Origin of the sequence: Hymenobacter negativus, from assembly GCF_017571495.1 — a bacterium.
GTDB classification, from domain to species: domain Bacteria; phylum Bacteroidota; class Bacteroidia; order Cytophagales; family Hymenobacteraceae; genus Hymenobacter; species Hymenobacter negativus.
Map to the genome: position 1 here is coordinate 291,265 of NZ_JAGETZ010000006.1, position 14,876 is coordinate 306,140.

Consider the following 14,876-nt stretch of genomic DNA (forward strand, 5'->3'; position numbering starts at 1 on the left):
AACTGGTGAGCGAAATAAGGGAAGGAACAGAACGTTAAAGGTAACAGTTGCCTGTAGCACGGTTGCAGGTCCGGCCTGCCCTTACCTTTGCATTATGCGTTTTCGCCTCCTGTTGCTTTGCCTGCCAGTGGTTCTGGCTGCCTGCTCTAAAACGGCCTCGCCCGTCCGGCTCGACTTTATCGGAGCTACTGGTCTCACCTCTGGCAACCGCACCGTGAACGCCAGCGATACCCTTACCACCCGCGCCTACGCTGAGGGCAACGACAACAACCTGACGCATATGCGCATCACGGTTAAGTACGAGCCCACGCGCAACCCCATTATCTACCCATCACCCATCACAAGTTACGACCCCAAAGGCACGCCGGACGACGACGAGCTGGTGTTTGCTGATTCGGCAATTGTCGGCAAAAAGGATGGTAGCAACCCGCCACGCGGTGGGGCTTTCCTGTTCCTTAATAAGTTCACGGCGCGCTCCACTTCCGGCACGGAGCAGTGGCAATACACGGCCACCGACGTAACCGGCGCATCGGCCGCACGGGCCTTTCGTCTGACCATCCGTAACCGGGACTCGGCTCTCGTATACCATCGATATACGGCTTATCTGCGTCCGGTCATTCGCCAAAGCAGTCTGACCGAAGACTATGTCCAGCGGCGCGACCAGACTCGGGTATTCATGAGCCTGCGCTCGGGGCTGATGCTGCCGAAATACGCGCTTATTAACAACGACAATAGCCTCCTGGCCAATCAGTCACTCGTCGACCTGATATGCGTGGCCAAAAATACCACTACCGTCATCCTCACTACCCCGGCCGAGACTAACACCGCCAATCTGCTTCTCAATTCCACCACTTGGCCCGAAGCCAACCGCCGCCATACGGAACTACGCTCCACCAGCCTCAGCGACACCGATTTCTCCAACGCCAGTACCACCGACGCCTTCAATCTGGCCTTCACCAACGGACTAGCTTACACCAGCCCATTCAGTACGACTCCGCTGGCAAAGGGCCAAGTCATCGCCTTTCGGGTGGTTGAAAACAACCAGAATTACACCGGCCTGCTACTGGTTTCAGACATTGTATTTGGTAGCTCTCCGCGCATTACCTGCTCGATAAAGGTGCAGAAATAGCATCAAGCAGGACCTTTTGCCCACAAAAAAGGCTGCTCCAGCACGGAGCAGCCTTTTTTATATCATTGAAGTAAGAGGCTAGAAGGTGACGCCCGCCGTCACGGCCGTCGTGTAGCGAGTATTATTCACCTTGATGAGTGGCTCCTGGCCACCCAAGCTGTAGGGCGTATAATTCCGGTCGAAGGTGGTGTACACCACGGCGGCATCGAGGAAGAAGTTGCCTTGGCGCAAGCCGGCGCCGGCAGTGTAGAAATTCTGCACCCGCTCGTTGTTGGTATCTGCCTTGTAGGGGTCGCCGTAGCGGGCGTAGCCCAGCCGCACCCGGAACACATCGAAGCGGCCCTCCGCGCCAAAGCGCAGGTTGACAGTATTCTTGTACTGGTTCTGAATGTCGGCATTCTGCGACGAGAAGGAATAGTTATCACCGTTGGCGGTGTTGGGCGAGCTGTGCAGGCGGGCCTGGCCGTAGCCCACATACTCTACATCACCCGTCACGAAGCCGTGCTTGCCCAGCGTGTAGGCGACGCCACCATTGGCCCGGAAAGGCGTCGTAATAGCGTAATCATAGTCATTGGGTAGTGCATCGACCGACGAAGTGCCGATTGGTCCAGTCGGCAATGAAACTGATACCACATCGTTACCCTGCGCCGTAAAAGTGGTTGTGAAACTGGCATTATAGCTATTCGAAAGCCGCATGTATGTCGGCGTTTGAATAGATGCACCCACTCGTAGCGCATCTGTAGCCCGAACAATAGCCCCAATACGAGCATTGATGCCAGTTCCGGTGGTTTTGGAATCCTCGTGTAGTGTGAAACTGCTAAGATGGGTAGTTGGGTCAGTTTCAGTTTCGGTGAGGTCCTTCGTTATCGTGTGATTGGAGCTTACAATCCCAATTCCAAATCCTAAATAAAGCCGGTCGCGGTAGCTGGCACCATAACCTAAGTCAAACTGTGATATAGAGCCCTTTGACGTCACATATTCTGACTGCCCGATAGGCCCACGGCGTGTAGTTGATGTAATAGCAGTAATCGAGTCATTAATAGTACCTCCAGGAACACGAACTCGATTTACATCCGTCAGGTAAGCGCCATACGCCAAACCATCCAAGCCATAATCAACCGTATTATAATTTCCAGACCCCCCTTGCCGACGAATATCTAAGAAATAGTCCAAACCAGCAGTGCCACGGAGCGAAGCCAAGTACGACTGGTCGTTGCCCACCGAGCCCTGGTAGCGGGAGGCTGTGTTAAAGTCAGCTAGTCGGGTAAAGCCTAGTGCGAAAGCACCGCCACGCCAGTTAGAGCTCTGGTCATCATCAGGCCGGCGGGTGGCGAACACCATGCCGATGCTGCCCAGGTGAAAGCTGTTCTTAGTTTCATTCACTGCCGCAGCGGAGTTGCCATCAATGCGGGCATCGCTCTGCCCCAACCCAATGCCCGGCGTGATATGGGCTTCTGATTTTTGGAACAGCCCTAGGCCGGCTGGGTTGCTGGTCAGGTTGCCAAAGTCGGCACCTAGGGCCACATTGGCCCCGCCGATGCCCTGCGTCCGGGCCGGGCCGCCAAACTGCAGCCGCGAATATTGCAGCGCGTCGCTGGCGCCTTGGGCAAAGGCGTGGCTGGCCTGCCCTACTACGAGGGCCAGGCTAAGCCGAATAATCCGTTTTTTCATGGGAGTAGGAAGAAAAAAGAGCCGGCCGTCGGGCCGGCTCAATCGAGGGTTTTTCCGCAAAAAGAAAGATGCTGGTTAGTTGCCACGACCACGGCTGTGGCCGCCTCCACCGCCGCCCCCACCACCGCCATACGACGGGGCCGAGTACGAAGGCTGGCTGCTGGAACGCTGGGGCTGCTCATATGAGCGCTGGGGCTGCTCGTACGTGCGTTGGGGTTGCTCGTAGGTGCGCTGGGGCTGGCTATAGGTTTGCTGGCGCGACTGGTCGTAGGAGCGCTGGCGCGTCTGCGAGGCATCGCTTGCCTGGCCGGCATTATTGGCGGGCTCACTGAATACGTTCTGGAAGAAGCCACCCCGACGCCGCTGGCTTTCCTGCGCCTGACCTGCAGCCGGCTGCATCTGGCCTGGCATGCTCTGCGGCTGTGCATCGGCAGCGTTGCGCGAGCGACCACGGCTTACCTGGTCCTGCATTGGTTGCGCATCGGGAGTAGCCGTAGCAGGCTGCATATCGCGGTAGCGGGGCTGCGCCACTGCGTCCATTTGCCTAGGGCGGTTGCCGTAAGAATCGGCTGAACGGTCCGTCATAACGGCAGAGTTAGCTTTCACATCTGCGGAGCGCACGCGGCCACCTTCATTTGCCATGCCATTGGGCATCGACTGCGGCGTGTTGCTGCCAGGGGCCATTCTTTCACTGCGCACACGGCCACCACCCGTGGCACCCGAAGTACCAGGAGATGCTACACTGCCAACGCCCGCATTGCTGCGGCCTTCCGAAGTCCGGTCGGTGCGGTGGCCGGAGGTACGACCCCGGCCGCTTTCGCCGTTGTAGCCACCACCATAGTAGCCATTGCCGTAGTTACTACCGTAATAATTGTTGCCGTAGTAGCCACCCGAGCCATAGTAGCCACCATAGAAGCGGCTGTTATAGTAATAGGGGTCATAGAACCCACCTCCGTAACCATAGCCGTAGGGGCGGTAGCCATAGCCACCGTATCCGTAGCTCCCATAGCCCCAGGGCCGGCCAAAGCCGAAGCTGATGCTCAACCCCGAACCGTAGTATGGGCTGTAGCCGTAAGGGCTGTAGAACGAGCTGTAAAACGGGTCGTAGCCGCCGTATACTCCGCCATAGCCATACCCGTAGCTCATGTTGAGTGACGTGTAGGGGCTGTAGGGGGCGTAGTAGCCCACACCTGGCCCGTAATAGGTAGCCGAGCTGTAGCTAGGCACGCCGCGCATGTAGGTGTACGTGTTGTCGTAGTACTGGTCCGAGCCCGAGCTTTGGCTATTCTGGCGGGCTGTAGTGCCGTTGGTCCCGCCGTTGTAGTCGGGGTTAGCCGCTTCGTCGGTGGTAGTCGCCGTCGTAGGGGCTTGGCTTACCACCATCGAGGTGCGGTCTTTAGAAGAATAATAAACCCCGTCGTCTTCCGAAGAAGTTAGGGCCGACGTACCCGCGCAGCCGCCCAGCGCAAGCAGGGCAAAAGCGGGCAAATAAGCGGTGAGTAGGTTTTTCATGACGGAAAAAAGGTGAGGGTGGGTAGCCTGTTGTAAAGTAACGAACTATACGGTGGAAGAGGGATGAAGAGGCTAATAATCAGACCCGATTCAACTAAAAATACTGGAAAGCAAGCAGGTTTGTACCGTTGGCAGAATAACAGCAGCTCTGCGCGTAGGTCCGCATTTTAGTAACGTAATTTGAACCCGAAACGGTGCCCCGGGTTCAATTCAAATGTTGTACCAGAGTTGGGAACTTTTCCGATTACCCCTAAGATGCCTCCTATGAGCAAAAAGTTGCCTACCCGCCAGGAAGATTATTCGCTTTGGTACAACGAGTTAGTGAAGCGCGCTGGTCTGGCCGAAAATTCGGCCGTGCGCGGCTGCATGGTCATTAAACCCTACGGCTACGCCATTTGGGAAAAAATGCAGCGCCAATTGGACGACATGTTCAAGCGTACTGGTCACGAAAACGCCTATTTCCCGCTCTTCGTACCCAAAAGCCTGTTTGAGGCCGAAGAAAAAAACGCGGAAGGCTTCGCTAAAGAGTGCGCCGTGGTAACGCACTACCGCCTCCAGACCGACCCCGACAAGCCGGGCAAGCTGCGCGTTGACCCCAACGCCAAGCTGGAAGAAGAGTTGGTGGTGCGGCCCACTTCGGAGGCCATTATCTGGAGCACCTACAAAAACTGGGTGCAGAGCTACCGCGACCTGCCGCTGCTCATCAACCAGTGGGCCAACGTGGTACGCTGGGAAATGCGGACCCGCCTTTTCCTGCGCACCGCCGAATTTTTGTGGCAGGAGGGCCATACTGCTCATGCCACCGCCGAGGAAGCAGTAGCCGAAACCCGCCAGATGCTGGACGTGTACGCCGAGTTTGCTGAAGAGCACATGGCGCTGCCGGTGGTGAAAGGCGTGAAAACCCCCAACGAGCGTTTTGCCGGAGCGGAGGATACCTACTGCATCGAAGCCTTGATGCAGGATGGCAAGGCGCTGCAAGCCGGCACCAGCCACTTCCTGGGGCAAAACTTCGCCAAAGCGTTTGATGTGCAGTTTGCCAACAAAGAAGGTGTGCGTGAGCACGTGTGGGGTACCAGCTGGGGCGTAAGCACCCGCCTCATGGGCGCCCTCGTCATGGCTCATTCCGACGATGAAGGCCTGGTGCTGCCACCCAAGCTGGCGCCTATCCAAGTGGTTATTGTACCCGTTTACAAAACTGGCGAGCTCGACGCCCTGTTGGAGCGCATCAAGCCCATTCAGATGGGCCTCATTGCCCGGGGCATCTCGGTGAAGCTGGACGCCCGCGATACCGAGCGCCCTGGCTTCAAGTTTGCCGAATGGGAGTTGAAAGGGGTGCCCGTACGCCTGGCCATCGGCGCACGCGACCTCGACGCGGGCACGGTAGAAGTGGTACGCCGCGACACCAAGGAGAAAATGAGCTTGCCACTAGCCGACATCGTGGCCAGCGTAGACCAGCTCCTGACCGACATTCAGACCAACATCTACAACAAGGCCCGGGGCTTCCGCGACGCGCACACGACCCGCGTGGACAGCTACGACGAGTTCAAGCGGATGCTGGACGAGGAGCCCGGGTTCCTGCTGGCCCACTACGACGGCACTTCCGAAACAGAGGAGCGCATCAAGGACGAAACCAAAGCCACTGTGCGCTGCTTGCCGCTAAACGAAGCCGACGAAGAAGGCATCTGCATGGTGACGGGCAAGCCCAGCCCGCGCCGCGCTTATTTCGCCCGCGCTTACTAAACTGTATCAGCTGCTAAAGGCTTGGTCAAGAAGCCGCGCTGCTTGCCGAAGCAGCGCGGCTTCCTAGTGAAAGCAGGGGTGACAGATGCATCTTAAAAAGAACTGTGATAGTGCCCTGAGCGAAGCATCGCGCAAAAAAAGTGCGCTTTTAAGTGCCTGCTACGCCATCTGTGCTACTATCTTCGGGTTTAGTTCTGAAGCAGAAAGAGTACCGTGCGGCTTTAGTAATATTTTCACAATCAATAAATAATATTCCAGACTCCACTATGAAACAGTTGTTACTACTTGGGTTTCTGAGTTGCGCGGCCCTGACCGGACAAGCCCAGTCGACCCCTATGCAAGTGCCAGCTAAAGCCTCCAGCCAGCTAGCCGACCTGATGGACCTTACCAAAGCAGAGGTATCGAAAAAGTCCACCGTGAAGGCCAAAACCCACGCCGAAGCTCGCCCCGAACTGAACCGTTACCTCGTGATTTCGGCCAATGACTTTCTGCAAGTGACGAACAATGCCCCGACCAAAGAGGCATACCTGCAGTGCATCGACAAAGGCTTGGCCCGCCTGGCCCCGCTCACCACCAATGTGCAGGACCGCCAGCAGGTAGCCGAGTACTTTCAGGAGCTAATGGAAATTGTTGGGCTGGAAAGCTCGGATGGCCGTCTGGCTTCTTTCGTGGCCCAGCCTAAGGCAGAGAAATAACCGACGAAGCACATCATACTGAGTGCGGTCCAGGTACATTAAAAGCAGTATAGCTGCTTCGGCTTCTCTCAAAACGACGTTCCTTTTTCAAAATAACATAAACAAAGAGCCCCGAATCCAGCTGGATTCGGGGCTCTTTGCGTTAATGGCGGGTTGCTTACTTCTTGGTGATGGTAAATTCTACCCGGCGGTTTTTGGAGCGGCTTTCCTCTTGGTCGTTGCTGGCAATGGGCATGGTGCCCCCAAAGCCTTCGGTGGTGATACGGCCGCCATTGATGCCGTGCGAGACGAGGTATTTCTTCACTTCATTCACGCGGTCTTGGCTCAGTTTGAGGTTGAGCGCGGGGTCACCTTGGTTGTCGGTGTGGCCGGAGAGCTTGATTTCCACCGTGGGGTAGTCCTTCAGGATGCGGATGAGGCGCAACAGCTCAGGATAGGAACTGGTGTTGAGGTAGTACTTGCTCTGGGGGAAGAAGATGTTGTTCATTTTCACTGTCTGGCCCACGTTGAAGGGTACCAGGTACAGGTCCTTTTTCTCTTCCGAGTACTTGTCCTTGGCCGTTACGTCGAGGTTAGCGTTTTCGGCGATGTAGCCTTTGGCTTCGGCCCGGTAGCCGTATTGCACGCCGCTGGGCAGCACAATGGTGTAGGAGCCGTCGGCGGGGTCGGTTTCGGTCACGCCGATTTCTTCGCCGGTCAGCAGGTTTTCGTAGTGAATAATGGCCTTGATGGGCTTGCCGGTGTTCACGTCGAGCACGCGGCCGGTTACCAGCGTCACCACTTCGGGCTGGAAGGCGGGTGCCAGCGAGATGCGGAAAATGTCCTTGGAGCCATCCACGCCGTTGCGCGACGACACCAAGTAGGCATCCTGACCGGCAGCTGAAATGGTATAGTAGGCGTCGAAGTCGGGCGAGTTCACCACCGGGCCTAGGTTGCGGGGCGGGCTCCAGTTGGTCCAGGTGTCGTCGAGGCGCTTGGTGTAGAAGATGTCGGACTTGCCGTAGCCGCCGCGGCCTTCGCTGGCAAAATACAGGGTCTTTTCATCAGCCGCGAGGAAGGGGGCGAAGTCCGATTTGGCCGTGTTTACATTCGGGCCGAGGCTCTTGGGCTTGCCCCAGGTATTGTTTTGCTCAGGCACCGGGAAGCTCACGAAGATGTCTTGGCCGCCCATGCCGTCGGGGCGCTCCACGGCCATGAGCAGTGCCTTGCCCGAGGTGGCGAGGAAGAAGTCGACGTGCTCTTTGTCCAGGTTCACGAAGTCTTTGATGACCTGGGGCACCGGCTGGGTCCAGCCCATGCGGGTACGCTTGGTGAGGCTGCAGCCGAGCGGGTCCATGGTCCCGTCGCGGTTGTAGATGTTGATGAGGATGGCGTTCTGGCCGTTGGCCGATACCGAGGCGATGCCGTTGGGGTCGTCGGGGGTGTTCACGGGGCCGCCGAGGTTTTTGGCCAGGCTCCAGGTTTTGTTTTTGCCGCTGGTCAGGGTGGAGTAGTACACGTCCTGCGGGTCGCGGCCGCCGCCCACGTTGTCGGGGTTGCTTTCGCGGGCGAAGTAGAGCGTGCGGCCGTTAGGCGAAATCACGGGGTGGGTTTCCACGTAGCGTGTGTTCACGTTCGGGCCCAGGCTCACGAGCGAGGAGTCAAACTGCGTCGACTTTACGGCATCGGGGCCTTTCTCTTCGGTGAAGGCCTGCTTTACCATTGTAGAGGGCACGTCGGCAATGCCGATGGCGTCAATCTGGTTCACGCCTTCCACCTTGGCCGTGTTCATGTACACCTTCACGCCCAGGGTGCGGTATTCGGCGGCCGGGAACTTCACTTCGAGGGTGCGGTAGGCTTCGGGCAGGGGGCCAGGCTTATCGTTGGTGTACACCTCGTGGTGCTCGCCCTTGGTATCCACCAATTCTACTTTGGTGATGGAGCCAGGGTTGAAGTTCTCTACAATGGTCACCTGCTGGGCCGATACCGAGCGCGCAAAGCGCACTTCGATAAACTCGTTCGGGCCCTCCTTACGGGGAATCCAGGCATCGTTGCTGATTTGGCCCAGCGGCAGGGCATTGGGCGTGCTCAGTACCTGCGAAGGCGAGAATGGGTCCTTGCCTTCAGACTTTTGCGACGATACTGCCACCAGGCGGGCGGCCCATTGCACGTGCTGGGCCTGGGCGGCCTGGGCGGTGAACAAGGCAATGCCAATGGGCACGGCGGCCAACAGATTCCTCATAAGATAATTATTCATGGTAACGATAGTAGAAAAAAGTTTTGATACGACGGTGCTGGGCAAATTTACATCAGTGTCGCTGTGGGAGCTATATTTTGGGACAGCTAACTTAGTAAAAAACTATTTCATGAACCTCTGCGGCCAACCTGTTACCTTTCCGCTACGGCCCACCGACGGGGTAAGTTGAAGGCCGAACGGACGTGGTAAACCAATGGTTCTCGGCAGGTAGAGCAGCGGTGGCGCGTGGCGCGGCAGGCAGCTTGCGCATGGCGGGGCTATTGGGCCTGCTGGGGCTGCTGCCGCTGGCGGGACGGGCGCAGGTGCTGGTGGGAGCCACGGCGTTTGGGCCGGTGTTTCGGGGGCTGCGGCCGGCCGGGGCCGATACTTCGCTGCTGCTGGTGGCGCGGGCCCGGCGGGTGGGCGTGAGCACCTTCGTGCAAACCAGCGGGGCACGGGGCTACCTGCATTTTGGGAACCAGCAGGTGCGCTACCGGGTGGGCACCGACATGATTTACGACTCGCGGGGCGTGCCGCCCTTCGTGCGGGAAGACTACGGGGCCGACCTCGCCCACATCATCACCCTGGATGCGGCCCAGCACTGGCAGGTGGGCCAGCAGCTGCACTACGACCAGAGCAGGGCCAATGCCACCCGCACCGGCCTGTGGCTGGGCCGCCTGGGCTACCAGACCCGCCTGCGGCCCGGCCACGCCGCCGATACGCTGTCGCAAATGCGGCTGACGCTGCTGGGGGGCCTAGCCACCGACACCCGCAACGGCCGCTCCGATGCCGGGGCGGCCTATGGTTTCGATGCGGCGGCCATCTACTTTGCCAATGGACTAGCCGCTGCGCCGCTGGCGGTGCGCGTGCTGGGCACCCGCGCCAACCTGGGGCCGCGCATTATGCAGCGGCTGGTGGCCGAGGCCGTGGGGGAGCAGACCTTTCTGGAAGGGGCACCGCTCACGGTGCAGGGCCGCCTGGGCTACCGCACCAACCGCGCCGAGGACTACCTGCTGGGCTCGGTGCAGCGCATTCAGTCCGATACGGTGGCGGTGCAGGCGGGTGCTACCTACAAGCTGAACGAGTTTGCCACCCTGCGCTCCGATAATAGCCTGCTGGTGCCCAACCGGGCCTTCCGCTACCGGCGGCTGGGCGAGCGGCCCGATACCTTGCAGGACGTGGGCTACCGCCAGCGCGAGCTGGATACCCGCCAGGAGCTGCGCTTTGCCCAGCCCAAGCTGCAAACGTCCCTCAGCTTCAGCTACCACGAGCGTACGCGGGCCTATTACCTGGACAACTCCCGCTACCTGAATGTGCCGCGCCTGGCGGCGGCCCTGGCCCGCGAGCAGGTGAAAGACATCACGGAGCAAACCATTTTGTGGCAGGGCAACATGACCTGGCTGCCTTCGCCGCGGCACTCCTTGTCGTTGGCGGGCACGGCCCAGCTGCTGCGCGTGGATGCGCCGAGCAAGGACAACCAGCAAATCCGCGACGAGGCCCAGCACCTGCTGCGGCTGGTGTGGACGGGGCGCTGGGCCGGGGCTTTCCGCACCACGCTGGGCGTGGCCGGTGAGTACCGCCAGACCATCTTTATCCGGGCGAGCCAGAGTGCGGAGAACTACGACGACCACCTGCTGCATTGGGAGCCCGGCTTTACCTGGGCGCCGGGCAAGTGGAGCATCCGGTCGCAGTACCACCTGTGGGTGAGCTACCAGGTGCGCAACCTGGAGGCCGAGCAAGCCCGCAACCGCGCCAGCCGCGTGCTGGAACAAACCCAGGCCATCACCTACCAGCTGCAGCCGCGCTTGCTGCTGCTGGCCGACTACGTGCGCCGCGAAAACCGGGTGGGCCAGCTCAACTGGACGCAGTTTCGGGAGAGCCCGCTCGATACCAGCGTGACGCACGACCTCTCCGTGGGCGGGCGCCAGAGCTGGGTGGGCCGCCGGGGCAGCACCAGCCTGCGCCTGGGCTACCGCCTGCTGGAGCAGCGCAACTACGGCCGCGCTGCCCTGGTGCTCGACCAGCCCACCGGCCCGGCTACCTCCCTCATCTACCTGCACAACATCACCCGGCAGCAGGGGCCAGAACTGGCCGTGGAGCGCCATTCGGGCTCGGGCAGCTTCAACCTCACGGCCAGCATCTGGCTGCAATGGATGCGCACCTACTCAACCTACAGCCGGGGCAAGGGCACCTACTCCGGCAGCAGCTACACGGCCCTGGATTTGGACCGGGACACGCGCCGCGTGCTGCCCTACTTTGAGCTGGCGGCGGAGTGGCGGGTGGGGCATCGTTAGCGCCGAGACACTTTATCCTGCCTAATGTTCTGCTTTCAATCCCTTTTCCTACCTTCCCACTTCACTAACCAACTACCCCAATGGCAGCTCCCTACCACGACCTTTACACCAACCATTTCGCCAACATCCGGTGCAGCCGGGCCACGTTCCTGGGCTTTCTCAGCTACACCGTGACGGCCACCGCTGCCAGCGCCAACCCCGCCGTGCAGGCCCTGAGTGCCGGCCTGCATGCCGCTGCCGGCGCCCTCGGCACCAGCGTGGTGGCCCGCGAAGGCCAGGACGGCACGAGCCAGACCCTCACCCGTTCCCGCAAGGACGTGCTGCGGGCCATGCGCGTGTTTGTGCAGGACACCAACGCCCTGAGCCTCGTGCCCACCTACCGCCAGCAGCCCGAAACCCTGAAACAGCTGCTGCCCCAGGGCCTCATGCACCTCACCAAAGCCAGCGCCACCGACTTCCCGGTGCGTTTCGAAGCCTTCGCCCAAACCCTCACCGCCCACAAGGCCGACCTCGGCACCGCCGTGGGCGTGAAGGCCACCGCCCTCCTCACCGAGCTGGCCGCCGCCACCGCCGCCAAAGATGCCGGCCTGAAAGTGGCCAAGGAAACCATTGGCGCATTGGGCGGACAGTGGACGCAGGCCTGCCAGCTGCTGTGGCAGGTGCACTGCACGGCCCTGGCTGCCTTCTGGGAGCACCCGGAGCAGGCCGAAATCTACTTCAACTACGGCTTGCTACCCCGCCGCAATGTGAAGAAGACAGATGCCGACGGCGATACCTCTACTCAGCCCTAGCCGGAAAACCGTCGCAATACAGTGCGATGGGGTACATCAGTGTGGCGAAGGCCGTCGCAATACGTTGCGATGCCCTTCGCCACACTGCTTACATGGCCCGCGCATCGTTGCGGTGCCCTTCGCCAGTGTGGTGAGGCGGCCTGCACGCTTGTGTAAGCCATGTTGTCACACCTCCCATGCCCATTGCAATAGGGTGCGATGGTAGACACCACACTTACTTCTTGCTGCCCAAAGCCTCCGCCGCCTCAGCGGCCTTGTCGTTTTTGTTTAGGTACGCGCCCGCCTGCTGACGGACGCGTACCTAAACAAAAGGGTATCTATAAATGACCGTTTAGATAAACTCGCTGTCAGTTTAGCCAACCATACCACTACTGCCAAGCCCGATGGAGACAAGAGAGAGGAACAGGACAAAAAGGAACGCGGCGAGCAAGCAGGGCAGGGCGAACCACCAGGGGATGGGCGATGGATTAAATAACGCCCTTATCGAAAGCCACAGCGAGGCAAGCACCAGGGCGATAAATTCGTAGAGTAAAGCAAATCCCAAAAGGGGCAGGTCATCCAACAGGGTACGCGGCATGCACCAAATGGCTAGCGCCAGCACCCCAGCCCCCCCGACCACGCCGTAGTACTGGACGGCGGCGCCACCGCGTCGGGACAGGCTGTGCACAGCCCAAACAGTGGGCAGCAACACAGCTGCGAACAAGGCCGGCTTATAAAAAGTGGTGGCAATCATGTGTTAAAAGCGGATTGGCACACTCGAACATGACACGTAGCAGGGCACCGCCCTGGCATATAAAATGGATGCACGGCCCATTAGGAAAAGCCCTTAATAGCGTGGGCAAACATACCCTCGTTAAAACCACTGTTTGGCTGAACAGCCCAGTAATGGGGATGGGTGCTACACGAAGTCGTTCCACGGCTCCGTTTCCACGTTGTCGATGAAGACTTGTGGATAGTCGAACTCACCCATGGGAAAAATCTGGACATCTCCATCGGCGTACACGGCCAGATGATAGGAGCCTTGCAGAGAAGCAGGTTGACGCAACTGCAATTCCTCCCCTTTGCGCAGGTAAAATACCTCGGCCCACGGTTCGAGTTGGACCGTGAGCTTGTAGCGGTCTTGGTTCTTTAACGTGAAGACGTGCATGTCGACTAGGGAAGTGGATTTGCGAACAGGTACAATATTGCGCTCGTTATTCTAAACAAAGCAGTTTTACTTTCGGACCGTTTTCCTGAACAGCTGATGCAATGGTAAGCTCTAGGCTTTTGGTACGTGAGAATGAATAAGATTCTTCTCGCACAAGAAATGAAAAGTCCTTTCTTTGACCTCTATATAGTTAATGGTCAAGCGATATAGATAAGCAACAGGATGGTAGTCGCGCCTAATCCCGCGTAAAATAAGGTTGGGCGTGACAGGCGCAACGCGTACGTTCGCTGTTCCGCATTCCTTTTCGGACGACCATGAAACATGCCCTGTACCTTGCGTTTGGTAGTTTGGCCACGCTGCTGGTTGGGTGCGCAATACGCGACCCGTTTCCAAAGCCCACGCCAACACAGGAGCCCCGCTTGGTGCTGCCGGCGGTGACGGCTGTGGGAGCCAATACCTTAGGCTTCGAAATTGATGGGCGCGTGTGGGTCAACTATGGCCGGAGCTGCTACCTCTTCAGCGGCTGCTACGACAACGTGTTGCAGGCACAATCCGGCACCCGCCGCGGCGTGCGCTCCCTTACCGTTTCCGCCGACTTGCTGACGCCTCAGCACCAAGAAAGTTTTGACTTGCACATTGACACCTTACGGGGGCCCGGAACGTATCCGGCAGGCCCGCCTTTTGTCCCCCTGCCGCCCGGAACCGCCGGCATCGGCGCCAACGGCATCCACCTGGCTGATGCCCGCTTCAACCGGGCGTACGTGAGTCGCGCCAATGCCACGCGCATAGTACTCACCCGCGTCGATACCGTTCGCCATATCGTCTCCGGCACCTTCGAAGGGCAACTCGAAGATGGCTTCAACCCCGGGACCTTCGCCACGATTCGAAACGGCCGGTTTGATGTAACATATTAATGCTCGGTAATTTAGACGACCGTTTTCGTGAACTGCGCAGGAATTTGCTTACCCTGTCCAGCCGCTTAGGCAATCGACTAAGAAAGAGCCGGTGGGTTGCTCCCACCACGGCACTTCGCTGGCCCGGCCCTTCACATTCAGCGAAGACAATACCGCCCGCGCATCCGGGGGCACGTCCAGCAGCGCGAAGGAGAGCCGCTGGCCTGGTAGAGCAATCGTCACCACATGGCCCCAGGTCAGCAACTGCGCGGGCCGGTTTCCCACTGCGGCGTAGTTGAGCTGCAACGCGACCAGGTGGTGGTTGGGCAGGGTCCATTCGGATTCGGGAAGGCGCAGCGTAAAGGTTTCGCGACGGAAGGTGATTTCCCCGGCCCGCCGTCGCGCGCAAGCTGAGGCTAGGCCGCTGAGCAGCGCCGTCCCCAGACCGAGGAGCACCAGCCCCCCGCCAAGAAAGAAAGTGCGCACTGCCACCTCCTGGTTACCCACACAGGCAAAGGCCACGAAGGCCAGGAGTGCCAGCAGGAGCAGCACGTTGGTGAAGGCAGGTTGGTAAGAGAACCAATCGCGGCGCACCGCCGTGACGTGCAGGGCGACGAGGGACTCTTTTTCCAAGGCAACTCGTGCGGGCTTCATGAAGACGAAAGTAAGTAACGGGGCCTTTGGTAAAGCCAATGGCTCGGTAATTTAGACCACCGTTTTCGTGAACGGGCGCCAAGATTGATTTTAGGTCACGCAGGAAGTGCGAAGTGAGCTACCCACCACGAGCGT

The 14,876-nt window shown here is 59.2% G+C and carries 12 protein-coding genes; 6 read left to right on the forward strand and 6 right to left on the reverse strand.

The genetic code is table 11. The annotated features are described in order from the left end of the window. Window positions 1-94 precede the first annotated feature (94 nt). Window positions 95-1,129: a hypothetical protein gene (locus tag J4E00_RS15255; protein WP_208176034.1), complete on the forward strand. Its 1,035-nt coding sequence runs from the start codon at window positions 95-97 to the stop codon at window positions 1,127-1,129. Between the two features lie 78 nt (window positions 1,130-1,207). Here J4E00_RS15255 and J4E00_RS15260 read toward each other — a convergent pair whose 3' ends face one another. Next, window positions 1,208-2,800, reverse strand: coding sequence for an OmpP1/FadL family transporter (locus J4E00_RS15260; protein WP_208176035.1), 1,593 nt, complete (start codon window positions 2,798-2,800; stop codon window positions 1,208-1,210). Window positions 2,801-2,875: 75 nt separating this feature from the next. Then, on the reverse strand, window positions 2,876-4,312 hold the full coding sequence (locus J4E00_RS15265; RefSeq protein WP_208176036.1) for a hypothetical protein: 1,437 nt from the start codon (window positions 4,310-4,312) through the stop codon (window positions 2,876-2,878). A 264-nt stretch (window positions 4,313-4,576) separates the two neighbouring features. Here J4E00_RS15265 and proS point away from each other — a divergent pair, with 264 nt between their 5' ends. Together proS and J4E00_RS15275 are read left to right on the forward strand one after the other, a co-directional pair. Then, window positions 4,577-6,052 (forward strand): proline--tRNA ligase, encoded by a 1,476-nt coding sequence (gene proS, locus J4E00_RS15270; protein ID WP_208176037.1) that lies wholly within the window; start codon window positions 4,577-4,579, stop codon window positions 6,050-6,052. Window positions 6,053-6,318: 266 nt separating this feature from the next. Continuing rightward, window positions 6,319-6,747: a DUF4844 domain-containing protein gene (locus tag J4E00_RS15275; protein ID WP_208176038.1), complete on the forward strand. Its 429-nt coding sequence runs from the start codon at window positions 6,319-6,321 to the stop codon at window positions 6,745-6,747. Between the two features lie 157 nt (window positions 6,748-6,904). Here the strand turns inward: J4E00_RS15275 and J4E00_RS15280 are convergent, their stop codons facing one another. Further along, a complete protein-coding gene (locus J4E00_RS15280) occupies window positions 6,905-8,983 on the reverse strand; it encodes an OmpA family protein (RefSeq protein WP_208176039.1) in 2,079 nt (692 codons plus the stop codon). A 248-nt stretch (window positions 8,984-9,231) separates the two neighbouring features. Between J4E00_RS15280 and J4E00_RS15285 the strand changes: the two genes are divergently transcribed. Next, the gene (locus J4E00_RS15285; RefSeq protein WP_208176040.1) at window positions 9,232-11,256 is read left to right on the forward strand and encodes a hypothetical protein; all 2,025 of its coding nucleotides are present in this window, start codon (window positions 9,232-9,234) and stop codon (window positions 11,254-11,256) included. 80 nt (window positions 11,257-11,336) lie between these two features. Further along, the gene (locus J4E00_RS15290) at window positions 11,337-12,047 is read left to right on the forward strand and encodes a hypothetical protein (RefSeq protein ID WP_208176041.1); all 711 of its coding nucleotides are present in this window, start codon (window positions 11,337-11,339) and stop codon (window positions 12,045-12,047) included. A 352-nt stretch (window positions 12,048-12,399) separates the two neighbouring features. Here J4E00_RS15290 and J4E00_RS15295 read toward each other — a convergent pair whose 3' ends face one another. Both J4E00_RS15295 and J4E00_RS15300 read right to left on the reverse strand, forming a co-directional pair. Beyond that, window positions 12,400-12,780: a hypothetical protein gene (locus J4E00_RS15295; RefSeq protein WP_208176042.1), complete on the reverse strand. Its 381-nt coding sequence runs from the start codon at window positions 12,778-12,780 to the stop codon at window positions 12,400-12,402. 165 nt (window positions 12,781-12,945) lie between these two features. Next, on the reverse strand, window positions 12,946-13,194 hold the full coding sequence (locus J4E00_RS15300; RefSeq protein ID WP_208176043.1) for a hypothetical protein: 249 nt from the start codon (window positions 13,192-13,194) through the stop codon (window positions 12,946-12,948). A 314-nt stretch (window positions 13,195-13,508) separates the two neighbouring features. Here J4E00_RS15300 and J4E00_RS15305 point away from each other — a divergent pair, with 314 nt between their 5' ends. Further along, entirely contained in the window at window positions 13,509-14,108 is a 600-nt protein-coding gene (locus tag J4E00_RS15305; RefSeq protein ID WP_208176044.1) for a hypothetical protein, read from the forward strand. Between the two features lie 48 nt (window positions 14,109-14,156). Here the strand turns inward: J4E00_RS15305 and J4E00_RS15310 are convergent, their stop codons facing one another. Next, on the reverse strand, window positions 14,157-14,741 hold the full coding sequence (locus tag J4E00_RS15310) for a hypothetical protein (RefSeq protein ID WP_208176045.1): 585 nt from the start codon (window positions 14,739-14,741) through the stop codon (window positions 14,157-14,159). Window positions 14,742-14,876: the final 135 nt, after the last annotated feature.